General features: G+C 30.5%; 26 protein-coding genes. 21 read left to right on the top strand and 5 right to left on the bottom strand.

Annotated elements, in window-relative coordinates; translation table 11 throughout:
- Nucleotides 1–140: 140 nt before the first annotated feature.
- Nucleotides 141–311 (top strand): hypothetical protein, encoded by a 171-nt coding sequence (locus Ctaglu_RS25270; RefSeq protein WP_185732756.1) that lies wholly within the window; start codon nt 141–143, stop codon nt 309–311.
- A 32-nt stretch (nt 312–343) separates the two neighbouring features.
- Nucleotides 344–877 (top strand): sigma-70 family RNA polymerase sigma factor, encoded by a 534-nt coding sequence (locus tag Ctaglu_RS16375; protein ID WP_125003623.1) that lies wholly within the window; start codon nt 344–346, stop codon nt 875–877.
- A 153-nt stretch (nt 878–1,030) separates the two neighbouring features.
- Here Ctaglu_RS16375 and gltS read toward each other — a convergent pair whose 3' ends face one another.
- The 4 genes from gltS to Ctaglu_RS16355 all read right to left on the bottom strand — a co-directional run bounded on the left by gltS (nt 1,031) and on the right by Ctaglu_RS16355 (nt 5,801).
- Complete coding sequence (gltS, locus tag Ctaglu_RS16370; protein ID WP_125003621.1) at nt 1,031–2,263, bottom strand: sodium/glutamate symporter; 1,233 nt, start codon at nt 2,261–2,263, stop codon at nt 1,031–1,033.
- A gap of 215 nt (nt 2,264–2,478) precedes the next feature.
- Nucleotides 2,479–3,828, bottom strand: a complete 1,350-nt coding sequence (locus Ctaglu_RS16365) for a sigma-54-dependent transcriptional regulator (RefSeq protein ID WP_125003619.1) — start codon at nt 3,826–3,828, stop codon at nt 2,479–2,481.
- On the bottom strand, nt 3,828–4,169 hold the full coding sequence (locus Ctaglu_RS16360; RefSeq protein WP_185732754.1) for a sensor histidine kinase: 342 nt from the start codon (nt 4,167–4,169) through the stop codon (nt 3,828–3,830). The genes Ctaglu_RS16365 and Ctaglu_RS16360 overlap by 1 nt, the downstream gene beginning before the upstream one ends.
- Before the next feature lie 60 nt (nt 4,170–4,229).
- On the bottom strand, nt 4,230–5,801 hold the full coding sequence (locus tag Ctaglu_RS16355; protein ID WP_125003616.1) for a transporter substrate-binding domain-containing protein: 1,572 nt from the start codon (nt 5,799–5,801) through the stop codon (nt 4,230–4,232).
- A 360-nt stretch (nt 5,802–6,161) separates the two neighbouring features.
- Between Ctaglu_RS16355 and Ctaglu_RS16350 the strand changes: the two genes are divergently transcribed.
- The gene (locus tag Ctaglu_RS16350; protein ID WP_125003614.1) at nt 6,162–8,144 is read left to right on the top strand and encodes an oxidoreductase; all 1,983 of its coding nucleotides are present in this window, start codon (nt 6,162–6,164) and stop codon (nt 8,142–8,144) included.
- 573 nt (nt 8,145–8,717) lie between these two features.
- A complete protein-coding gene (cutC, locus tag Ctaglu_RS16345) occupies nt 8,718–11,102 on the top strand; it encodes a choline trimethylamine-lyase (protein WP_125003612.1) in 2,385 nt (794 codons plus the stop codon).
- 471 nt (nt 11,103–11,573) lie between these two features.
- Here cutC and Ctaglu_RS16340 read toward each other — a convergent pair whose 3' ends face one another.
- Nucleotides 11,574–12,536: an alpha/beta hydrolase gene (locus tag Ctaglu_RS16340; RefSeq protein ID WP_125003610.1), complete on the bottom strand. Its 963-nt coding sequence runs from the start codon at nt 12,534–12,536 to the stop codon at nt 11,574–11,576.
- Nucleotides 12,537–13,107: 571 nt separating this feature from the next.
- On the opposite strand from Ctaglu_RS16340, the gene Ctaglu_RS16335 reads away from it, so the two are divergent.
- The 17 genes from Ctaglu_RS16335 to Ctaglu_RS26225 all read left to right on the top strand — a co-directional run bounded on the left by Ctaglu_RS16335 (nt 13,108) and on the right by Ctaglu_RS26225 (nt 24,478).
- Nucleotides 13,108–13,869: a hypothetical protein gene (locus Ctaglu_RS16335; protein ID WP_125003608.1), complete on the top strand. Its 762-nt coding sequence runs from the start codon at nt 13,108–13,110 to the stop codon at nt 13,867–13,869.
- A 405-nt stretch (nt 13,870–14,274) separates the two neighbouring features.
- A complete protein-coding gene (locus Ctaglu_RS16330; RefSeq protein WP_125003606.1) occupies nt 14,275–14,571 on the top strand; it encodes a WYL domain-containing protein in 297 nt (98 codons plus the stop codon).
- A gap of 230 nt (nt 14,572–14,801) precedes the next feature.
- On the top strand, nt 14,802–15,038 hold the full coding sequence (locus Ctaglu_RS26615) for a hypothetical protein (protein ID WP_125003604.1): 237 nt from the start codon (nt 14,802–14,804) through the stop codon (nt 15,036–15,038).
- Between the two features lie 196 nt (nt 15,039–15,234).
- Complete coding sequence (locus Ctaglu_RS16320) at nt 15,235–15,816, top strand: nucleotidyltransferase family protein (protein ID WP_185732752.1); 582 nt, start codon at nt 15,235–15,237, stop codon at nt 15,814–15,816.
- Nucleotides 15,801–16,025, top strand: coding sequence for a DUF6718 family protein (locus tag Ctaglu_RS16315; protein WP_125003602.1), 225 nt, complete (start codon nt 15,801–15,803; stop codon nt 16,023–16,025). The genes Ctaglu_RS16320 and Ctaglu_RS16315 overlap by 16 nt, the downstream gene beginning before the upstream one ends.
- Nucleotides 16,026–16,085: 60 nt before the next feature.
- The gene (locus tag Ctaglu_RS26235) at nt 16,086–16,217 is read left to right on the top strand and encodes a hypothetical protein (protein WP_267901291.1); all 132 of its coding nucleotides are present in this window, start codon (nt 16,086–16,088) and stop codon (nt 16,215–16,217) included.
- Between the two features lie 364 nt (nt 16,218–16,581).
- A complete protein-coding gene (locus Ctaglu_RS16305; RefSeq protein ID WP_125003600.1) occupies nt 16,582–17,250 on the top strand; it encodes a metallophosphoesterase family protein in 669 nt (222 codons plus the stop codon).
- Between the two features lie 23 nt (nt 17,251–17,273).
- Nucleotides 17,274–17,906 (top strand): UvrD-helicase domain-containing protein, encoded by a 633-nt coding sequence (locus Ctaglu_RS26230; protein WP_125003598.1) that lies wholly within the window; start codon nt 17,274–17,276, stop codon nt 17,904–17,906.
- Between the two features lie 49 nt (nt 17,907–17,955).
- Nucleotides 17,956–18,768, top strand: coding sequence for a 3'-5' exonuclease (locus Ctaglu_RS16295; protein WP_185732750.1), 813 nt, complete (start codon nt 17,956–17,958; stop codon nt 18,766–18,768).
- A 15-nt stretch (nt 18,769–18,783) separates the two neighbouring features.
- Nucleotides 18,784–19,032, top strand: coding sequence for a topoisomerase DNA-binding C4 zinc finger domain-containing protein (locus Ctaglu_RS16290; RefSeq protein ID WP_125003693.1), 249 nt, complete (start codon nt 18,784–18,786; stop codon nt 19,030–19,032).
- A gap of 37 nt (nt 19,033–19,069) precedes the next feature.
- A complete protein-coding gene (locus Ctaglu_RS16285) occupies nt 19,070–20,185 on the top strand; it encodes an HRDC domain-containing protein (RefSeq protein ID WP_233439826.1) in 1,116 nt (371 codons plus the stop codon).
- A gap of 288 nt (nt 20,186–20,473) precedes the next feature.
- Complete coding sequence (locus Ctaglu_RS16280) at nt 20,474–20,983, top strand: DUF6933 domain-containing protein (protein ID WP_125003593.1); 510 nt, start codon at nt 20,474–20,476, stop codon at nt 20,981–20,983.
- Between the two features lie 183 nt (nt 20,984–21,166).
- On the top strand, nt 21,167–21,547 hold the full coding sequence (locus Ctaglu_RS16275; RefSeq protein ID WP_207669487.1) for a Fic family protein: 381 nt from the start codon (nt 21,167–21,169) through the stop codon (nt 21,545–21,547).
- 66 nt (nt 21,548–21,613) lie between these two features.
- Nucleotides 21,614–22,015 carry an IS200/IS605 family transposase gene (gene tnpA / locus Ctaglu_RS16270; protein WP_125003589.1) on the top strand — a complete coding sequence of 134 codons (402 nt, stop codon included), beginning with the start codon at nt 21,614–21,616 and terminating at the stop codon, nt 22,013–22,015.
- 17 nt (nt 22,016–22,032) lie between these two features.
- A complete protein-coding gene (locus tag Ctaglu_RS16265) occupies nt 22,033–23,493 on the top strand; it encodes a transposase (protein WP_233439824.1) in 1,461 nt (486 codons plus the stop codon).
- Between the two features lie 162 nt (nt 23,494–23,655).
- Complete coding sequence (locus Ctaglu_RS16260; protein WP_125003585.1) at nt 23,656–23,970, top strand: Fic family protein; 315 nt, start codon at nt 23,656–23,658, stop codon at nt 23,968–23,970.
- 376 nt (nt 23,971–24,346) lie between these two features.
- Nucleotides 24,347–24,478, top strand: a complete 132-nt coding sequence (locus Ctaglu_RS26225; protein ID WP_267901290.1) for a hypothetical protein — start codon at nt 24,347–24,349, stop codon at nt 24,476–24,478.
- The last annotated feature ends 81 nt before the right edge of the window (nt 24,479–24,559 follow it).

The raw sequence follows: 24,559 nt of genomic DNA, 5'->3' as shown, positions 1-24,559 counted from the left end.
AGAAGTATGTAAATTAGGTAGAATAAAAGGGACAGGTGTGCCTAATAGGCATACCCGCGTAAGAGAATCTTGTCCACCTTGTCCCAAAGATGTATTGAAACCTAGTAAATAAGCCATTTATCTGCGGGACAAGTGGACAAGTGGATGAAAAAAGTATTGCTCAGGTATCACAGTTAAATGCAGTGAATATAAGGATTAAAAAATCACTACGTCGGGGGAGGATTTTATGGGAACAAGAGAACTTAATTTTACTTAACTTAAGGCCTTTTGATGCTGGATTAACCATGGATAAATGCGAGGGATGCATATAGCTTTTATAAAATATAAAAGGGCGGTGTATATCATGGAAAAATTAGTTGAAAAGGCAAAAACTAAAGAAGAAAGCGCTACAGAGGAAATAATGGAGAAATTCAAATATCTCATATTCAAGGAGGCTTCAAAATATCACATTCCAAGTTATGATTTTGAAGACTTAGTTCAACATGGTTATCTTTCAGTTTTAAAAGCAATAGCCATGTACAAGCTAGGCAGCAACAGCTTTAATGGTTATTGTATAAATGCCATAAAAATGAACTTTAGAGCCCTTTTAAAAGGGAAAATAAAGCATTTTAGGGAGACGCCAAACAGTGACCTATTAGATTTTGATACTAGTGGAGATTATGAATTCACCTTAGAAGATGAAGTAATAGCACATGATGAAGTTAAAAAACTATATGTAGCTCTTGATAAACTTGATCCCACTGAGCGGGATATTTTGAATAGATACTATTTTATGGAGCAGCCACTAGGAGAAATAGCTTGTGATATGGATAAAGGCTACCATCAATTTTCACGAATGAAGAGAAAAGCTTTAAATAAACTGAGAACACTTATGTGAATTAATATTTTTTAAAAGCTCCGCACAAAACTTCGCAGGGGCCAGTGGTAACTTAATTTAGCTAAAAAAAGCTCTAGAAAAATTGCTAGAGCTTTTAACGTTTCTAAAATCATTTGCCTTATATCTATTCTGCAATTCTTTTCTCTAAGATTCTTATTTAAATAGATTCATAAAGAAAACAATAGTTGGTATACCTATAAGGTCAATTAGAAATGCTCCAACTAATGGAACTATTAAAAATGCCTTTGCAGATGGACCATATTTTTCAGTAACAGCTCCCATATTAGCTATAGCATTTGGAGTAGCGCCAAGTCCATGTCCTGCCATACCAGCTGCCATAATAGCTGCATCAAAGTCTTTTCCAAGGAACTTGAATACAACAAATATTGTATATAATATTATAAATACTACCTGTGCTGAAACTATTATTAATAATGGACCTGCAAGTCCTACAAGCTCCCACAACTTCAATGTCATTAATGCCATTGAAAGGAAAATTCCAAGGGAAACGTTACCCATTAAATCTATTGTGTAATAATCGAGATTAGCAATATGTAGTTTATCATTTATATTTCTAAAAACTACTGCTACAAACATAGCACCTACATATCCTGGTAATGAAAGTCCTGTAAATGTTGAAAACCATCCGCTGGCAATAGATCCAATTGTCATACAAACTGTTATTATTGCCATGTGAATCATAACCATATTGGTTGTGATTTTTGTATTTCCTGTATCGCTTACTATGTTTTCAAAGGATTTTACGTCATATTTATCTGATGTACTGGGTTTCAATTTGTACTTGTCTATTAAGTGCTTTGCAATAGGCCCCCCGATAAGTCCACCAGATATAAGACCAAAAGTGGCAGCAGCTATAGCTACGGTGGTAGAACCAGCAATACCCATAGCTTCAGCAGTTTTTCCAAAAGCTGCGGCGGCACCATGTCCACCTTCCATTGCAACTGAACCTGCCATAATACCAAACATAGGGTGAATTCCAGTAATCTTTGCAAATACAACACCTATAACATTCTGTGAAATAGCAAGTACTCCACAAAGTAGCCAGTAGATGATTAACCATTTTCCACCCTTTTTAAGTAATTTTAAACTTGCGCCAAGTCCAATAGTTGTAAAGAAAGCTATCATGAAAGGCGATTGAAAAGTTGTATCCATACTAATTGTTATTATACCGCTCTGTTTTAGAACAAGGGCAAGTATTGAAAATAGTAAACCTCCAATTACAGGGGCAGGAATACAGAACTTCCTAAAAAAAGTTACCTTCTTTATAAGCCAATAACCTAATAGTAATAATAAGATTGCGGTTGCTAAGGTTGCTACCATATCAACCTTCAGAGTAAGTAAACCTTCTGCCAATTCCGTCTTCATAATTGATCCTCCTCTAATATTTAATGATATATCTAATTATTAGAGCAAGTTATATGCCACAAAAATTTATTTTCAGAATATCTACAATATTCTCTATACTTAGCAGTGGATAAGGTCATAAAATTTATTTTAAAATTATGGTGCTACTGTGCAACAATGATATTTATAATAAAAAAACCTGCAAAAATTGCAGGGTGGCTAAATTTGCAGGTTTTTTAATTGTATTCTTTGATTTTATATCTTAAATTCCTTTCACTTATACCTAATGATTCTGATGTTTTTTTTCTGCTATTTTCGAATTTTTTGAGATTATATTCAATTACTCTTCTTTCTATGGACTTCATGTTTTCGCCAACATAAATAGGTATAATATCATCATAGATACTAACAATATTTTCTGAAAAAAACACATCCTCAGGTAAGTCCTCTACGCTAATAAAATCATCTCTTGTTAAGGCAACTGCCCTCTCTATAATATTTTGCAATTCCCGTACATTTCCATCAAATTTATATTTTTCAATTGCTTGAAGAGCTTTAGCTGAAATACCTTTAATGTCTTTACTTAATAATATATTATATTTCTTTAAGAAATGGTCAACTAGTCTTGGAATATCTTCTCTCCGTTCCCGAAGTGGAGGCATGCTTATATGTATTACATTTAATCTATAAAATAAATCTTTTCTAAAGTTATTTGTTTTTACCTCCTGTTTTAAATCCTTATTTGTAACTGCAATAAATCGTACATTTATTTTCGTACCTTTAATTGAGCCAATAGGAAATACAACTTTATCCTGAAGAACCCTGAGCAATTTAGTTTGAAGATTCATATCCATATCTCCTATTTCATCAAGAAAAAGTGTTCCTTCATTAGATAGTTCGATAATACCTTTTCTATCTTCAAATGCACCAGTAAAAGAACCCTTTTTAAATCCAAATAATTCACTTTCCAGTAAGTTTCCCGGTATTGCTGAACAATTTATAATATTAAAAGGATTTCCATTTCTACTACCTTCAAAATGTATTGCTTTAGCTACAAGTTCTTTTCCAGTCCCACTTTCACCTGTAATTAATACACTACTATCTATGTCCTTAACTCTATTAATTAAATCGAATATATCCAGCATCTTTTTCGAATTGCCTATCATATTGTAATTAGAATTATTCATATTTATTTGATTGCTCAAGTATTTAATCTTACTATTTAATGAAATATATTCATGGGCTTTATTTACTAAAAGTATTAATTCATCAATTTTTATTGGCTTTGTAATATAGTAAAAAGCTCCTGATTTAATAGCCTCAACTGTAGATTCAATTGTTCCATATGCTGTCATAATTAAGACTGCAATATCAGGTTTAATTATTTTAATTTGCTTTAAAACATCAATACCATTGCTTTTACCAAGATTAAGGTCCAGAAGAACTATTGATATATCAATATTAGTAATAATGTCTATAGTGGATAGTTCATCCAGGGCGGTATATATTTCATAATCATCTTCAAGAGCAAAACTTAGAGCTGTACAAATTGATGATTCGTCATCGACTATTAATAATTTATTCATTAATTATCAGCCTCCATGTGGCAAAATTCAATTATAAATGTAGTACCTTGGTCTATATCGCTTTGAACTTCTATTGTAGCATTGTTTTCTGATAACAATTGATAACTTATAAAAAGCCCAAGACCAGTTCCAGTGTCCTTGGTTGTAAAAAATGGATCGAATATTTTATTTATGGTTTCTTCTTGAATACCGCAACCATTATCCCTAATATATAATAACACTGAATTGCTTTTTACTTTTGACCAAATAATTATTCTTTTATCTTGTTTATCTAAACATTCAACAGCATTTAGAACTATATTTATAAGTACCTGTCTAAATTGGTTTTTATCAATAAACACAAAGATATTCTTATTTATATTATTCTCTATAATAATGTTTTCAGTTTGTAATTTGTTTTTTTATAAGAGAATAACTTTATTAACTATCTCACATAAATCTGTTTTTTCCTTGTATGGTTTTTGTGGCTTTGAATATTCCAGCAAATCATTAATCAAGGAATTTAGTCTATCTATTTCAGTAGGAATATCTTTGGACAGCATTTCTCTGAATTTAGGATTATCAAACTTTTTGGGTATTAATTCAACGTATGCTCTTATTGAGGTTAATGGATTCCTAATTTCATGGGCAATACCTGAAATTAGGTTGCCCAAAGATTGCATTTTATCTTTTGTTCTAATATTTTCCTGCATTAATTTTTCTTCCGTTATATCTCTAAATATAACTATCATTTCATCCATATCTTCATCCACATTACTTAATATGTCTACTTTATAGTTTATAAATAGTTTTTTGCTTGCTATTAAAAATTCTTTTTCACCAGAACTTTTAACAAATTCGGTGAAATTTATTATCTCGCTTATTGATGTATTTACATATTGTTTTCCTATAAGTTCACTCTTTAATATAATTTCAGCCAATTTGTTTGTAAAAGTTATTTCTCCTTGTTTATTGATTGTAACTATGCCACTAAAAATATTATTAAGTATTTGTTCTCTAAAGTCTCTTTCAAGTTTTATTTGTATATTCTTTTTTACAAGTATATCATTGGCATTGTTAATTTCACGTGTTTGTTTATTAACTTCTTTTTTTAAACGATTATTCCATTTATAAAACAGAAACATTATAATGGCAAGAATAATTATTACAATAGCTGAAAAAAATATAATCCGCTTAATATACCAGTTAGGTAAATTTACAGGCTGGCCAAACCATTTCCTATATATTTTATCATATGTTCCATTATTTTTAATTTCTTTAAGTCCACTATTAATTAGGCGTAAAGTTTCTACATCTCCATATTTTACAGCCACGGAGTATTTAGTTGGATTGAGAACTTTACCAACAATTTTTATTTTATTTTTAATATCAAGTTTATTTATAAAAAATACTCCAGTTAAGGTATTACCTATATATGCATCTGCTTCTCCTGAAAGTAGCTTATTAATCGCTTGTTCTTGATCATTTGTATAAACGATATTTACATTATTCAAAGTATTAAGATTACCTACTGAAACATCACCTTGTTGTATAACTACTTTCTTGTTTTCCAAGTCTCTAAATTGATTTATATCATTATTACCTTCAACAACAAAAATAGATTGAGAATTTTCTAAATATTCTTTGGAGAATTCATAATATTTGTCTCTATCTGTTTTGATTTTCATCCCCTCAATCACATCAACTTCACCATTTTTAAGTTTTTCACAGGCTTCTTTCCAAGACATGGGATAAAACTTAATATCGATACCTGTAGATAGAGCTATGGCCCTCATTATATCAACGTTGAAACCAGTATATATACCATTTTCATCAGCATATTCATAGGGAGGAAAATTAATATCACCAGCTACCTTGAGAACAATGTGTTTATTTTCCCTTGGGAGCAGATTGGCACTTTTAAATTGGTAGATTACAATTAATGAAATAATAGCTAATATTGAAATTGTAATAATAAGAAGTTTTTTTATCAAAATTATCACCTTACTTTTAAAGAATATTTCAAGTTGTATTTCTGAATAAGAAATTTTATGTTAATTATATCATACCTGGGTAATCTCATATAACAAAGTCCATACTGCATTTGCGAAGCAATATAATCTATAATTTTATTGTAATAAGAATTTGATTTTTTTAATAAAGTGGGAAGTATGGTTTCTGAAAAATAAATATCACATAAGGAATAATGCGATATGGTGACCTCATTCAGTATTATGTGGTGGAAAAGGGATATATTGATATTATTAAGTTTGATTCTTATAAATTTAAGTGTTAAGATTTTAACATAATCAAATCACAGAACTGATTTTGTTAAATATGAAGGAGGAATTTTTGTGAACAAGTATCAAAAACTTTTTGAACCAATGACAATAGGTAAGCTGAAATTAAAAAATAGAATTTCCATGGCACCAATGGGATTAGTTTTTTATGCTGACCCAAATGGTGGGTTTAATGAAAATGCGCAAAACTATTATGTAGAGCGTGCTAAAGGTGGCACTGGGTTAATTATTACTGGTATTTGTAACGTAGATTACAATGAAGTGGAAGATTTGATAATGCCATGTCCAACATACAGACCTGCATTATTTTGTAATTCTGTAGCATCTATGATTGAAAGAATTCATGCTTATGATTCTAAAATAATTTTACAGCTTACAGGTGGTTTAGGTCGTTCTGCAATTCCAGCACTTGTAAAAAAACACATAGCCCCATCTATTAATGAAAATCGTTTTGAACCAAGTATAATTCATCGAGAAATGACAACTGAAGAAATTCAAGTTTTGATTAATAATTTTATAAAATCTGCTGCAATTGCTAAAAAAGGTGGTTTTGATGGTGTTGAAATCCATGCAGTACATGAAGGCTACTTGCTTGATCAATTTGCAATCAGTTTTTATAATAAACGTACTGATGGATACGGCGGAGATTTAAGGGCAAGATTAAAAATCGCAACTGATATTGTAAAAGGTGTGAAAAAAGTATGTGGTGAAGATTTTCCAGTATCTTTGCGTTACAGCGTTAAATCCTTTATGAAAGCTCTTCGCCAGGGTATATTACCAGCAGAAGAAGCCCAGGAAAAAGGAAAAGATTTAGAAGAAGGTTTAGAAGCTGCAAAGATTTTAGTAGAAGCTGGGTATGATATGCTAAATGTTGATGCAGGGACTTATGATTCATGGTACTGGAATCACCCACCAATGTACTTTGAAAAGGGAATGTATCGCGAATTTGGAAGAGCTGTGAAAAAAGTGGTGGATGTCCCTGTTATACTTGCAGGCAGATTGGACAATCCTGATATTGCATTAGATGCACTTAATGGCTGTTGTGATATAGTATCATATGGACGACCACTTCTTGCAGATCCTTATCTTCCAGAGAAAATTCGTACAGGCAATTTTAAGGATATTCGTCCTTGTCTTTCATGTCACGATGGATGTATGGGAAGAATTGCCACAGGTTCTCCATTGTCCTGCGCAGTAAATCCTGCTTGCGGAAGAGAAGAAAAATATGGTTTAAGTAATACTAATTCGCCAAAAAAAGTATTGGTAATTGGTGGTGGCCTGGCAGGTATGGAATGCGCACGTGCAGCAACAATTCGTGGTCATAAAGTAACCATAGTTGAAAAATCCAGTAAATTAGGTGGAAATATTATTCCAGGTTCTGTTCCAGACTTCAAAACTGATGATAGAGAATTAATAAAATGGTACGAATACCAACTAGAAAAACTTAGTATAAATGTTATAAAGAATACACCAGTAGATAAAGCATATGTTGAAAAATTTGATGCAGATGTTATTGTAGTTGCAACAGGTTCATCTCCAATTAGTATTGATTTTGGAAGCGAAAATAACGTATATACTGCAAATGATGTGTTACTAGATGTATCCAAAGCAGGTAATAAAATAGTTGTTGTTGGTGGAGGACTTGTAGGCTGTGAAGCTGCCTTATGGTTAGCACAGATGGGCAAAAAAGTAAGTGTTGTTGAAATGCAAAGTGATGTTTTAGGTGGACCTCATGGAATGCCTATGATGAATTATTCAATGTTAGTTGAGCTTTTAGCATTTAACAATGTAGATGTTTATAAAAATACAAAAGTTGAAAAAGTAAATAAACATTCAGTGGTTATAAATAACGCAGAAGGACTGGCCGAAATTTCAGCTGATACAGTTATTACCGCTGTGGGTTACCGTCAAAAGAATGATTTGTATAATAGTCTTAATGATGGTGAAAAGGTACTTTATAACATAGGAGATTCTAGAGAAGTTCGTAATATTATGAATGCAATTTGGAGTGGTTATGAATTGGGAAGAAGTATCTAGATATAAATTTAAAATTAATATATGAATACAAACACCACAGAATGTAATATGTCTGTGGTTTTTTAGCATCCATCATAAAATTTATATCTATTGATGAAAAATATTCTGTGCGTAAAAATCGGCGCTGCCACCATATTTGGCGTAAATTTTTTGATAACTTCTACGATAAAAAGCCCTCTGAAATTACATTGCCTAGTAATTTGCTAATTTTTTATCCTCTAAATATCGAGATAAGTTAAATTATAATGAGTACCTTAAATCTTTCGAAAATATACTTCATATAAATCTAATAAAACTAAAAAAAGTTCCTGAGTTTAATAATGATCTAAATAAAATCAAATATTTTGTTAATAATAAAAAAATTAAACAGCATACTATTAGTGAAAGAAAGTAACGATAGTACAATAACCTCAAAAATTGAATGGGAATACAAAGGAAAAAGTAGTGTGCTTTATGCCACAATTAAATGACTCATTGAGTTAAGATTAATATGTTATTGAAAATGTTTACAAGGCGTAAACTTCGGAAGTATAGAGTTTCCAGGAGTACTCAGATTTATAGAGGAGGAATATTATGACACAGAAAAAGGCAGATCTACCTAAACGTCTTAAGCTTCTGAAAGAAGCATATTTAAATGTCAAGCCAAGCATTACCATTGGGCGTGCCTTAGCATATACCGAAATTGCAAAAAAGTATCCTGACATTCCAAAGAACGTGCTTCGGGCCAAAGGATTCAGGAGAGCATGCGAAACTGCTCCAATGCTTATACAAGAACATGAGCTTATAGTGGGTCACCCTTGTGGAAAACCACGTGCAGGTTCATTTTCGCCAGATACAGCATGGGAATGGGTCCGTAATGAACTAGACACCATCGGCACTAGATCACAGGATCCTTACTTTATAAGCGAAGAAGACAAGAAACTTATGCGAGAGCAATTGTTCCCATTTTGGGAAGGTAAATCTCTAGCGGAGGAATGTGAAAAAGCTCTTCGCACAGAAGATTTGTGGGAATTCGGCGCCCAGGCGTGCATAAGTGATTTGACCTATCATATTACCAGCGGTGGCGGGGATACTAGTCCAGGCTATGATATCATCCTTTTTAAAAAGGGGATTTACGGAGTTAAAGCTGAAGCTGAAACTTATCTTGCTGGCTTATCCGCGGGCATGATTGAGGACAAGGATAAAACTGCCTTTTATCAAGCTGCAATAGAAACGTGTGATGGAATTCTCACATATGCCGCTCGTCTTTCTGCATATGCACGGGAATTGTCCGAAAAGCAGCAAGATCCAAAGCGTAAAGCAGAGCTTAAAAAGATTGCAGAGGTCAATGCCCGTGTGCCAGCTAATCCGCCGGAAACATTTCATGAAGCATTGCAGGCTATTTGGACAATACAGTCACTGTTTTTGATGGAAGAGAATCAATGTAGTACATCACTGGGCCGTATTGACCAGTATGTGTTCCCTTGCTATGCGTCGGATATTGAGAACGGAATGCTAAGCCAGCAGCAGGCTTTAGAATTGATGGGTTGTTTCATGATCAAATGCTCAGAAATGATTTGGTATACACCGGAAGCGAGCGCTAAATATTTTGCGGGATATATGCCTTTTATCAACATGTGTGTAGGTGGACAGAAGCGTGAAGGAGGAGATGGCACCAACGAATTAACATATCTAATTATGGATGCCGTGGAAAAAGTTAAAGTCTATCAGCCATCTCTTGCCTGCCGTATCCACAATCAATCTCCACATCGCTATTTAGAAAAAATTGTAGATGTTATCAAGGCTGGAGGAGGAATGCCTGCGTGCCATTTTGATGATGCACATATCAAAATGATGCTCAGGAAAGGTTTTGATTTTGAAGACGCTCGTGACTATTGCATTATGGGATGTGTGGAACCGCAAAAATCCGGACGTATCCACCAGTGGACAGCAGGTGGCTTTACACAATGGCCTATTACCATTGAAATGGTATTCAATCGTGGCGTTCTTAAGTCCTATGGAAGCAAGCAGTGGCTGGACACCGGAGAACTGGAGGCATTGACCACTTATGAACAATTTGATAATGCTGTGAAGAGGCAGCTTGACTATTTGCTGGAGATGAATGCCAGGGGTACTGTTATAACACAGCAAGTTTTCAGAGATGTTACGCCTACTCCTTATATGTCACTGTTTGTTGACGGCTGCATTCAAACCGGTAAAGATGTGACTGCCGGTGGCGCCGTTCTTTATGAAGGACCAGGAACAATATTCGCAGGATTGGGTACTTATGCCGACAGTATGGCTGCGGTTAAAAAGCTTGTTTATGATGATAAAAAGTACACGCTTGCAGATATTAAAAAAGCGCTTGATGCAAACTGGGAGGGGTACGAACAAATACGTCGTGACTGCCTTGATACACCTAAATATGGTAATGATAATAACTATGCCGATCTGATTGTCACCGATATTGTAGATTATACAGAACGCAGAATCAATCAGCACAAGTCACTTTATGCAAGACAGATCCATGGCACTTTGTCCCAGTCTTTTAATACACCTCTGGGAGGGATGATTGGAGCAACACCCAATGGGCGACTTTCCGGTCTACCACTGTCTGACGCAATGAGTCCTTCTCAGGGAGCTGATAAAAAAGGGGCGACAGCAGTCATAAAGTCTGTATCCAAGATTAATGTTGAATCAATGAGTCTTGGCATGGCTCATAACTTTAAAATAAGCAGTAATTCTTTGGATACTCCGGAAGGTAGGATGGGATTGATTACCTTGTTACGAACCGCTTCCATTATGGGAAATGCTGAGATGCAATTCAATTGCGTGGATAATAAAACATTAAAACAAGCCCAACTACATCCTGAAGAATATCGAGATCTTATTGTACGTGTTGCCGGCTATTGTGCCTTTTTTGTGGAACTTTGCAAGGAAGTACAGGATGAAATTATCAGTCGTACAGTAATAGAGTAAACTGTACCGAGTGGGAACTGGCCTAATCATCTCAAATAAGAACTATAATTTTGATACAATGGAAAACTCTTGAAATTCAGGGGTTTTCGTTTTTTTTTGGAGAAGTATTAGCTGTTGTTCTAAAGAGCTTTTAGCTTTGCACAGAAAGAAAACCTCCAATAAAGATAGATGTAGGTTTGCCGACCACAACTAATAAAGGAGGTATATCCAAAAGGATAATATTAAATTTATCTTAATACTAATTAAATGTAAATTAGCTAATAAAATTTAAAAATCTATAAATAAATTAACAGTTATATTGGTTTATAGATATATTAAAGTGAAAATTGAGCTTAGAGATAAAGATACAGTTAGGTAAATCTATTGTTGTGAAAATTATTGATAGAGCCACTTAAGTGGCTGTATGTAAAAGTTATGCAGTTGGTAAATTGTTCAACGTGTCTTAAGACACAGCCAGTAACATGCCCGCAATTAGTTACTAACTATAAACGCCACAGCCTTCAAAGTTTTTTCAGCTAAATCTTTAGGATACTTATGGGCAATTCCTTTATTAATATAGTATTCATGGGCAAGTCCACCTTCCTTAAATATCTTTAAAAGATGCTGAACAACTGGGTCAGTGTACTGATCTCCTTCAAGGATAACTATTTTTGTTTTTCTTTCTGCTAATTTCGTTGTGTCTTTAAGTTCTATGTTACCTAAGTAATCACCAGGGCATAATGCAATAACTCCTTTTATTGGAATAGTGTTATGAAAAGCCATATCAATAGAGGTAGTTGCACCACCAGAGAAACCTCCAATTAATACACAAGTTTCATCAATGGAATAGTCTAATAATAATTGTTCATAGCAATCTTTCAGTTCTTTTCTTGATAGAGCTGGATCACTAACCCAGCCAAAGCTGTTATGGAAATAGATTTGTGATGATTGAGTATATACAACTATATATCCTTTTTCTAAAAGTACATCAGCCTTCCAATACCAGCTAGTATTTTTTATGTTGCAACCAAATCCATCACCATGTAGACAAAAGAATAATGGATGTTTTTTTATTGGATCATAAGATTTTGGAAGGTGAACTTCATATTTGAACTTAGAATTTTCTTTAGCTTGCTGAAGACGGTTTCTGTTGAAATTACTAAGAGCCTCATATTCAGGGTGTTCCCTTAAAAAATTAAAGCTTGACCAGTGTAGGGGAAGTGAATAACCTTTTTCAAGTGATTTTTTTATAACCGTAAGACAGCCCTCACTATTATTGGTCTGAGCATATATCATAGCTTCATAAATCATAAGTTCAAATAGACTTTTTTCATATTCATCCTTTGGTAAAAGTTCATTTGCATGATGGAGTAGATTTAAAACCTCATCATACTTTTTTTCAAAGTAAGGTATTGAATAGTATTCTTCAAATTCATAAAAATTTCTATAATTCATAAGTATCTCCTTTAAGTAATATTTAATTAAATTATTACTAATAGGTTAATTATAATAGATAAAGGGTTACAAGTGTTTTTTATATTTATGAAGTTAATAATGGCATAATAATTTATAGGACAAGGGTTATGAAGAGAAAAGGTGAAATCAAGTGAATCTTAGAAGAACTTATACCCTAAAGGGCACATAGTCTAGGGACGTGTTGGATTTATATAAACTAGCTACTTAGATGCAACACTTAAGGGAACAGTACATACTTTTCAAGGTGAAAGAAGGTTAATAATAATGTCTGTATTTTATACATACGAATTGGTTCTTCGTCAAATTTGATGATTTAAAAAAAATCTACTATAATTTAAGGTATAGGAAGTGGAATATTAAAAAAATTACTTTGATCTGTTCAGAATTCATTGGGTTTAATAAAAATACAAAATATTAAGTTAAATGGTGTTAATTGGAGAAAAAAGTTGAAGATTGGTAAGAAAAATGGTAATATGTACAAGTAGTATTTAACCATATTAAAAAATTATATTTATTAATAAATGTAAATATTAACCTTGAGGAGGAAATTATGATTAATAATTATTTTGATTATTGCGAAAAAAATTGGAATGTATGGCTTAATAAGCAAGATATTCAAGAACAAATGTTTGAAAAATATTTTGATTTAAGGTATTGTGCAGAACCTTATTTAAGGTTTATAAAAGATAATAATGAAAAGCTTAATTCAATATATTTCCTTACTACAAACCCGGGTGGAGGATTTGAGCAACAAGATATAGAGTATATTTTACAGAATAAATCTATAATTAAAAATGATTTACCCTATCATGATAATGCTAAAAATCTTGCGGATTACTATAAAGAAAATCTTATAGGAACATCGAAACACCGAATAACACATATGGATTATTTAGCCCAAAAATGCGGGTATGATAATTTTATTCAAATAGAATCTATTCCATATCATAGTAAAAAACTCCCCGGTAAAAATAGATTAACTAAATTAATTAAAAGTAGTAATAATAGTATTAGTGAGTATATTAACATAACTAAAGAATATTTAGCTGATAAAAATGTTATAGCAATCCAAGCTGGAAAACCAAAAAATATAAAAGAATTAAATGATTGGTATAAATTACAATGTGAAATAATAGGCCTAGAAATAGGTAAAAGCGAGTATATTTCTATTAATGATAGAGATACAATTGGTATGTATATTCAAAAAGAAAACAATACAATTAAAGCATTATGTCTTAGAGCTGGGGCTAACGATTTACCAGGACCTAATGGGTGCGATATTATAGCTAAGAAATATAATACATTAAAATAAATATTTATCTCATAAGACAATGACTTTGTACATTAAAAAGTGCAAAGTCATTGTCTATTCTAATAAATAACTATGAAGAATTGAGAATTTTATAATGCAATATAACCTTTAGGAGTTAAATAATTATGAATGGTATTTTGAATGATGAAATTAAGAATTATTTAAAGAATTTGCCTAAAGAGAGAAAGACTCTTGAATTATATAGATATATATAAAATGGACAGGCGGACACGAGAGAGGCACTAAGTGAATTATTTGGATTAACAAAGGATGCAATTAGTGATCATATAAAAAGGTTAAATGAGACATGGAAGGTAGATGTCTATTTAAATCATGAGCATAATGAAAAAAGATATGTTATTGGGGAAATAGATGAATTGAAATTCTTACGAACAGTATAAAAATATACGCGTTAGAGAAATATCTGCAAATACTTGGTATGCACATGAAGGTGACTTACTATATGTTAAAATCAAGATTAATAATGATGGGAGAAAACTTTTGTCCTCAAGGAGAGACCTAGTAAATTTAAAAAACCTGGAGTCCAGCGATGATTATGATATATTACAAATCACATCCTACGGCATAGAAGGTATACAAGCATGGCTTATGGGGTTCGGCGATAAAGTGGAGGTACTAAAACCACAGTCTCTTAGAGAAGAGATGCTGGTAACTGCTAAAAATATGTATGATTTTTATTGATTAATTGGGTATAAATCTGAATTGATTTTCAATAGTGATTGAAGATTGAACAATATAATAGAAAAGAAATAAATTTGGGATTTACAAAATATTTTTAACTCCTGCAAAGTCATTATAAAACTATGTCTCGTGCAAGGAAATAAATAGTAAAAAGGTATAATATTCGCTTTTATAAATTATGGAATTGTTAATATATAATATAATTTGGCAAAGTATATATCTAAATTTTAATGGGGCGTAACATTACTGATAGATTACATGTTATAGGGGTTTCTAATGGAGAAAATGAGAAAGAGGCGTTTTATAACTTAATGAGTCAAAACGGGAATTTAATGAAAACATCATTTGATAAGATTTTCTGTTATAAGCTATCTACAAATTACAAGAATTCCTATTCAGAATTTAGCATAAAAGATGATTATGATATTAAAATATATGAGCATAAAGAAACTAATGGAAAGGTTTAAAAAGGAAGGATGGTTTATTGAAAATGGCTTTGCTATATGTATAGATGATGTACTAAAGTGCCTGTAACCTTGCAATATTACTATATAAATAACTTTAATTTGATGAAGGGATTTGTGCTATAATTATATAAAGAGAAAATCAAGTTTGTAAAGAAAAAATATTTGTACGTGTCTATGTAAAAAGAGGTGAGTAGGAGTGGAAAATAATAAGCTAATTAGAACATTGGATGCAATAAGCTATGAAACAAAACTAGGTAAAAACTTAAAGAATACACTTAGAAAAGTGAATAAAGAAGTTTTAATAGAGGAACTTATGAATTATAGATTATTTTTAAAGAAGAGAAGAAGATTATTAGATGAATTCACCTATAGGATTAAAGCTATACACTCTATAAAACTTAAATATGATAGGTATTATCCAAGTAAAGAAATAGGTTCATGTTTTAATGACATATTAGGAATTAGAATTATAGTTGAAAACTATAATATAGATTTAAGTGATGATAATATAAAGCATGTAGATATGACAAATGGCAAGAAAAATGATGATGGATATAGAGGGTACCATATCTATTATAAGAAAAGCAATTATCATTATCCAATAGAAGTGCAGTTTTTTACTGAAAAAGACTATGTATTTAATATGTGGCTTCATAAATATGTATATAAATATGAGAATAATAAAATAGGAATAAAATTAAAAGAATTATACGACAAGGCTATTATAAAGAATGAGGAAGAATTTAAGGAGGAGTTACAAAAATGTATTATATACTAGTTAAAAACTTCAATTCACTAGGATCAGTAGTTTATGGTTCAAATGATTCTAAAGAGGTAGATATGATAGATGATTTGTTGAATTATAAATTAGAAGGCAAGGATAAGCAGGTTGTATTATTATCTGATTTAGAAATGTGGAAGGAATATGAGCCTTTTAACATAGTAGATAGTGTTGGAGCATTTATTGATAAAGCTATGTTGAATTAGCAACAAGAAACCCTCACATAACAAGTGGGTCACTTCTCACCCTACTAGGATAGCTGTGACTTGGGAAAAATAGTAAATAATAATGAATATAACTTCGTTGGTCATGTGTTCCAGTCTAGATATAATGGAGAACTTATTGAAAATGATGAATATGTATTAGAAGCAAGTAGGTGGATAAAGCAAATCCTATAGACTTATTAAAAAAAGAAATGAGTGAAATAAAAGTGTGAATGACACATTTTGGTAGCATAGAATAGTTATTATTTCTAATGCTATAGTTATAAGACCAGCTAATTAAAGTCAACAGTAAATTTCTTAAAATACTTATTAATTTTATTGAATAACAAACGTATGATAAGATTTGTGTGAAAGCAAGTCTTTTTTCTTTTGGGTAGTGATGCTACTTTTATTATGATTCAAACGGAATATTTTGGTGGAATTTATAGAAAATTAGAAAAATAAGGGTTATAATGTAATAGTTGCCTTGGGGCTGAAAGAAGGATAGTAATAATGTCTAACTACTATATTTTAACATGAAAGAGATGATTAAAAAGCTATGAAAGTATTTGTAACAAGTGATATTCATGGAAGATTTGATGTACTTCGTAAAATTGTTAAGTTTGTTAAAGAACGGGAAGATATAGATTGCGTAATTTTATGTGGAGATATAACAGCAGATTATGTAGTCACTTCTTTTAATGAGCTTGAAGATATACAATACGATGATTATAAAAAAGCTATTCAGATGTTGCAACAAATAAATAAAAAGGTTTTATTTATTTTAGGTAACCACGATGTTTTTAACGTTGACAAGGCGGATACAAATTACTTACCTTATTGTAATGCAGTAGCTTTTAATAATTTCGTATCTATAGAATATATTAATTTCCTTATGTACGGAACAAAGCGTGAAGGAAATGAACAAGATATGATGCACCGCTTATCTAAGCTTAATATAGATAATAAAAGCATTATTATATCACATATCCCACCATATAAATGTTTAGACAAAGCTAATAATGGTGTTTATTATGGAAGCCCGGCTATTAGAGATATGATAAAGAAAAAAAAGCCTGCATATTTTTTCTGTGGACATGTTCATGACGCTTTTGGTTTTAAAAAATTACATAATACATTTGTTGTAAGCGTTGCTTGTGATGAAATTACAACAAGAGGCTGGGTTGTAAATTTAGAAACCGCAGCATATGAGAAGGTAATATTATAAAAATATAGCTAGAAGGTGAAATTTTGAGTAATAATATTCTATTAATGATTTTGGGCTTAATAGTAGCTATGATTTTTATTTCCTCAAGGAAAAAAAGGCGTATAAGAATTCAAGAACAAAGAGCGTATTTTAATAAAATAGTTAATGAATTTAAGATTGCATGTGAAGAAGTAGATGGTTATACAAAAGATTTCTATTATACTTATTTTATAAAAGAACAGTGGAAAAATAAGTATAAAGACTTGTATTCTAAAGTGGATAAAAAGTGGAAGTATCAGGAGTTAAAACTGGGTAAAGACATATTAAACTCAATAGATGAATTTAAAAATAAATTTAGTAATATAGAAAAAATGAGAGATGATTATAATAAGAAATTTATTGAAATTGAAAAAATAAATTACAAGAATTTATTCGATAATATTGAGGGTAGAGCTTTAGATCAGCAGCAGAGAGAATGTGTAATAAAAGAGGAGATAAACAACCTTGTTATAGCAGGGGCAGGAACTGGTAAGACAACTACAATTGTTGGAAAGGTAAAATATCTTCTGGAAAAATATAAGTACAACCCTGATGAAATTTTAATCTTATCTTTTACCAATGCATCAGCAAGTGAAATGGCTGAAAGAGTAAAAAAAGAAACTGGAAAGAATATATGAAGCTTATAATAATGAACTTATAAGTAATGATGAAATAGATTTTAGCGATATGATAAATAAAGCTACTAAATATGTTCTAGAGGGAAAGTTTAATAAAAAATATAGTTATATAATTGTGGATGAGTATCAGGATATTTCTTTGGCCAGGTACAATTTGATCAAAGCTATTAAGGAATTAAATAATTCAAAATTATTTTGTGTAGGAGACGATTGGCAAAGTATATATAGATTTGCTGGAAGTGATGTAAATTTATTTGTAAATTTTGATCAGTATTTTGGTTTTACAGAAAAAACATATATTGAAACCACCTATAGATTTAATAAAAGTCTTATTGATTTAAGTGGTAAATTCGTATTAAAAAATGAAGGGCAAATAAAGAAGAAACTTAAAAGTTTTAATGATAATGATGATCTGTCATATGAATTATTGTATGGAGATAAAAAAAGTGAATTTACTATATTATTAAAAGAAAGATTAAATTTAATTCCTCCTAAAAGTACAGTGGCGCTCCTGGGAAGATATAAAGACGATTTGAAGTTTTTGCTTGATGATAATTTTAGGTATAGATATGATTCTCATTTAGGTAAGGGAATAATTTCTTATAATAGCAGAGTTGATTTACATATAGAATTTTTAACAGTTCATAAGTCTAAAGGATTGCAGGAGGATTATGTTTTTATAGTTAATAACAGTAATGGTAAACATGGTTTTCCAAGTAAGATTGAAGATGATAAGGTACTTAATTTATTAATACAAAACAAAGAAAAATATGAATATGCGGAGGAACGAAGGCTGTTTTATGTAGCATTAACTAGAGCTAAAAAATATGTATATCTTTTAGTTGGAAATAATAGTAAATAAACCTTTGTTAGAGAAATAGAGGAAGCGAATAATATTAAGATAGCAAAAGTAAAGATAATAAGTTGCCCAGAATGCAAAAAAGGTGAACTTAAAACTAGGACAGGCCCTTATGGGGAATTTTACGCTTGTTCTAATTATCCCTTATGCAAACATACAGAAAAGATTAAAGAGAGTAATTTAGTAGGACAAATTCTGCCTAAAGAAATAGTTGGAAATGTCCATGAAGATAAAGAGAAGCATTTAGTAACAGCCAGTAAAAAATAATGCATTGTTGTAAATAAGTAAGAAGAGGGAGATACATATGGGGTTTTTAAGTGACATGTTCGATGCTAGAAAAATAAAGGGTCCAGTTTTTTATAAGGAATTTAGTGAAGATAATAAACAATTAGCAGATTTAGAGGAACTATTTGAAAAGGTTAAAAGTAAGAAGAAAAATTTAATTAAAAAAGATATTATACTTTTAAAAGTTGGATTAGATGGAGAAAAGAATGTGAATTATGAACTTAAAAATTCTTTTATTCCAATGATCTGCCTTCATGATATAAGGATAAGCCATGAGGATAATATTGCTCAATTAGATTATGTTTTAGTTACAGAATATTTTACTATGGTTATTGAGACTAAGAAGCTAACTGGGGATATAGTTATTAACGAAGCAGGTGAATTTACACGGAAATTTAAAAATAATTACGGGAAGGTTATAAAAGAAGAGGGCATGTATAGCCCCATAGCACAAAATAGCAGACATGTTAGGATTTTAGAGGACATGCTTAAAAAGAATGGATTAATAAAAATTAGACCAGTGTATTCAATGGTTGTTATTGCTAATCCTAAATCTATAATAAATAGAACTAAGGCTCCAGCTGATATAAAAAATAACATAATAAAACATGATCAAATCACAGATATGTTAAATAAAAAAATAAAAAAGGTAATTCCCAGTGAAAAGATGCGGGAAAGTCAAATGATGGACATAGCAAACTTTTTAAAAAGGAATCATACAGAAATAACCTATGATTATTATAAAAAATATGGATTAACTGATGAGGATTTTAAAGAGGATATTAATAGTAAAGTTGAGGAAGTAATTGAAGAAAGCTATGAAAAGGTAGTTGAAATAAAGATTGAACAGCCTGTTGAAAAGATAGCTGAAATAGAGATTCAGAAGCCTATTGAAAAGAAAGAAGATTTAATAGAAAAAAATTACGAGGAATTATATGAAAAGCTAAAAAAATACAGATATGCAAAGTCACAAGAGGAAGCATTAAAGGCATATTGCATATTTACCAATAATACTTTGGAAGAAATAATAAAAGTCAAACCTAAAAATAAGGAAGAGCTATTAAAGGTTCAAGGCTTTGGGAAGGTAAAGGTTGAAAAGTATGGGGAGGATATTATAGGTATTATTATGGAGTAGGAATCTCAGTAGTTCCTACTTTACAAATAACTGGGGGTGTTTATGTTTACATGTATGTAAACATAAGCTATTATAATCTTTTAAAAGAGTTGTGCATAAATAATGAGCAAGCTCAGTCTTTTCTCTTTCACAAACACCCAAGGTAACTAGCAAGAGAGTCAAGTTGCACCTTGGCTGGAGTAAAGCTAGAATATTCATTATAAGGTTTAGGTAACATTGCAGAAGGTAAAAAAAGAGGATATTCTAAAGATAAACCTAAATTTTTAGGTTAAAGGAAGAGGTAGATTTATGCTTATTGAGTGTACTAAAAAATTATATGATGCTATGAAAATAAAGCCAAATGATTATGAGACTATCGATCCAGAACCATTTTATGAATGGCATGCTAATTTGTTTATGTTTGATAGACGAAAAGGCGTTATTCTAATGAATAACAAAACCAGGTACTGCATTATTTTATATGGTTTAAAAGCTGAACATTTCAAAAGATTTGACGGTATTGTCTTGGCTGCTATAAAAGAAACATTTCTTGCAGAAGGAATGGGTGAGAATAAAGTCGATACTTATATTTCTAATTGTGGTGGAATTATTTATACAAAGACACATAATAGAAGTATTTTAAGTCAAATCACGGATTTCTATGTTGATATATCCTGGGTAATTGAAGAATACATACCAAGTGTTAATTTAAATTTAGTAGAACTTAATAAATGGGCAGGGAACTTGATGTGTGGAACACTGGGCTATGAAAATCCTATAGACTTATTAAAAAAAGAAATGAGTAAGATAAAAGTGTGAATGACATATTTTGATAGCATAGAATAATTATTATTTATAATGCTATAGTTATAAGACCGGCTAATTAAACTACAACAAGAGGGCATCAAAACGGACAATCTTTGTTGCTTAAAAATGCTTATTTGGATATAATTTCTATTTCATTCTAATAAATTAGAGGGTAGTAATTTTAATAGAGATACATTGAATCAGTTGGCAGATAAAAATATAGTTTCTGGTATTCATACCTGGGATGATGTTATTGAAACTAGAAACTTTTTAGATGTTTTTGATTTTATAATTGAAACATTAGATGAACCATTATCGCTACAGTTAATTAGAGAGTATCATCAATTATTAAAAAATGGTACTTCTGATGATAAAAAGGGTTTCTCAGGTAGCTTTAAGAAAATCCCTAATATGCTTAGTGGATTGGATGAAATAAAATTCGCAGAGCCACATGAAGTTGAACCTTTATTATTAGGACTTATTGAGATTTATAATACTAAAAAAGCTGATTCAAGTATTAATTTACAATATTTGTGCGGAAAGCCCACTCCTTCAGGTGTGGGATGGATAGCATAAGAAACTAGTTTTGTTTTCGGGTATAAAATCATTTACAACATACACATTTTGCGATATACTTTAATTATGGAAAATAAATATAGAACAACTAAAACTACAGTAAGTTTAATTAATTATCATTTTATATTTTGCCCAAGGTATAGAAGAAAAATATTCTTAATACCTAATGTGGAAGAAAGATTTAAGAATATGGTCAAATGTGTATGTGAGGAGATAGATATTGAAATTATCGCAATAGAATGTGATAAAGATCATACTCATATTTTTTTGAATTGTCTTCCAACATTAAGTCCTGCTGATATTATGCAAAAAATAAAGGGTGTAACAAGTAGGGTTTTGAGAGACGAGTTTAACGAATTGAAGAAAATGCCTAGTTTATGGACTAGAAATTATTTTATATCAACTGCAGGAAATGTAAGTAGTGAAACGGTAAAAAAATATGTGGAAAGTCAAAAAACAAGATATTAAAAAGCGAGGTGAATACTGTGCCAAATTATATTTTAACAGTAAAACTAGATACGGAAAAATATCAAGAAAATATTTTAAATAAAAGATTAGAAATAAGTAGGAATATATATAATAGCTGTTTAGGAGAATTATATAAAAGATATAATAGCATGCGACAATCCAAAGAATATAGGAAAGTTGTTAAAATGACTATAGGAAAAGACCGTAACAAACAATTCAATGAATTAAATAAAAAATATGGTTTGACAGAGTATTTACTTCATGATTTTGTAAAACCTATTCAAAAACATTTTAAAGGCAATATAGATAGCTTCACCGCTCAAAAAATAGCTTCACGGTGCTTTAGTGCATTTCAAGGATTAATGTTTCATACTGCAAATAGGGTTTGTTTTAAGAAATATGGAGAAATGAACAGTGTAGAAGGAAAATCCAATAAAACAGGAATTAGATTTAAAGACGGTAAGCTATTTTGGAATGGATTAGAAACAGATGTGATTATAAATAAAAATGATGAATATGCAGAAATTTCGCTATTAAACAAAGTTAAATATTGTAGAATAGTTAGAAAATTTATTCGTGGAAAATATAAATATTATATTCAATTAGTTTTAGATGGTATTCCTCCTGTTAAATATAATAAAAAAACTGGGGAAGTTAAAAATAGTATAGGCAAGGGCAATGTTGGAATAGATATTGGAACTCAAACTATAGGAATTGCTTCAAAATATGATGTTAAATTATTAGAATTAGCACCCGAAATTAATAATATTGAAACAATTAAAAGAAAATTATTAAGAAAACTAGATAGACAAAGAAGAATTAACAATCCTAATAATTTTAATGAAAATGGTACAATAAAACATGGTGTAAAATTAATATGGGTTAAATCCAATAAGTATATTAAAATGCAAAATGAATTAAGAGATATTCAAAGGAAACAAGCTGATATAAGAAAGCAAAGTCATAATATTTTAGCTAATAAAATAGTGGGTTTAGGTGATAGGATATTAGTGGAAACAATGAACTATAAAGGATTGCAAAAACGTTCCCAAAATACTACCGTAAATGAGAAAACAGGAAAATTTAATAAGAAAAAAAGATTTGGAAAGTCTTTAGCGAATAAAGCACCAAGTATGCTTTTAACTATATTAGACAATAAATTAAAATGGAATAATACTGAATTATATAAAGTTAATACTTATAAAATAAAAGCATCACAGTATAACCATTTTGATGATAAGTATAATAAAAAAGAATTAAGTGAACGTTTCAACATATTTAATATAGATAACGAAGAAATTAAAATTCAAAGAGATTTATATTCTAGTTTTTTAATAATGAATGTAAAAGAAAATTTAGAAGAAATAGATAGAGAAAAGTGTTTCAGCGAATACGGTAATTTTAAAATGCTTCATGATAAAGAAATAAATAGATTATTAAGTAGTGAAAATAAGAAAATACCAAGTATGGGAATATAAAGAAAATAAGGTTTTGATATGAGCCTTTAAACTATCGTTAATTTATCCATTGGGATAATTGGTAGTAAAAGTCTTAGAGAAGTTATTTAGTTCTTATATGTTGTAATTTATAGTTTTTATATAAATGAGAGTATAGGAGAAGATAATGTATTTAAGAACCCCATGCCTTTAGGCGTGGGAGTATCAGATGAGTTATCGTACTTTCATAGTAATTTTGAAAAAATACATCCATTCCAAGACGGGAATGGCAGATTAGGAAGGTTTCTTTTACTTAAACAATGTCTAGAAAATAACATTGATTTAATAGCTATTGACGAAAAATACAATACAGAATATAGGGGTGCTCTATATGAATCTCAATTAAATGAAAATTATGATAAACTTATTGAAATTTTTAAAAAATGTCAAGATTATATAAAATCTAAAGAGGATATTATATTTTCAAGCAATGAGGCATTGAAAAATTTAAAATATTAGCAAGTGGGCTGCAGGCATCCCACTTGGGTAGCTGTGACTTGGGAAAAACAGTAAATTAATTATTTTAAATTTAGGGAACAAAGAAAATAAATTAATTCTTTAGATTTAAAGACTACGGTAACTGAGCTAGAACATAATGCAGTAGAGAGCATTAAAAGTACCCCCTTGCTTCTCATAAATTAGAAGCAAGGGGGGGCTTCTTGCAATCTAGATCTTAAGCTACAAGACTAGACAAAAATATATTATTGGAGAGTTATCTGAAAACGGTAAATATGAGTTTAAATATAGGATTAACGATGTAGATAATGCAATTAAAAATGGTTTCGAACCATTAATAGCATTTGCAAATATAAATGAAGTTTATGAAAGTTATGATATGTTTCCAGCCTTTTCAAGTAGACTACCGGATAAGAGAAGAAAAGATGTAAAAGAAATACTAGCAAAATATGAATTAGAAAAATATGATGCATTTGAACTTTTAAAGAAAAGCGGGGGAAACTACCTATAGACAGTTTGGAATTTATAGATACAATACATTTAGATGAAAAAATGTTGAAAGTGGACTAAGGATAACTGCGACTTGTGTTAA

This window comes from Clostridium tagluense, assembly GCF_003865095.1.
GTDB lineage: Bacteria > Bacillota > Clostridia > Clostridiales > Clostridiaceae > Clostridium_AD > Clostridium_AD tagluense.
The sequence above is the reverse complement of the archived record's forward strand: the minus strand, read 5'-3'. Positions and strand labels throughout refer to the sequence as shown.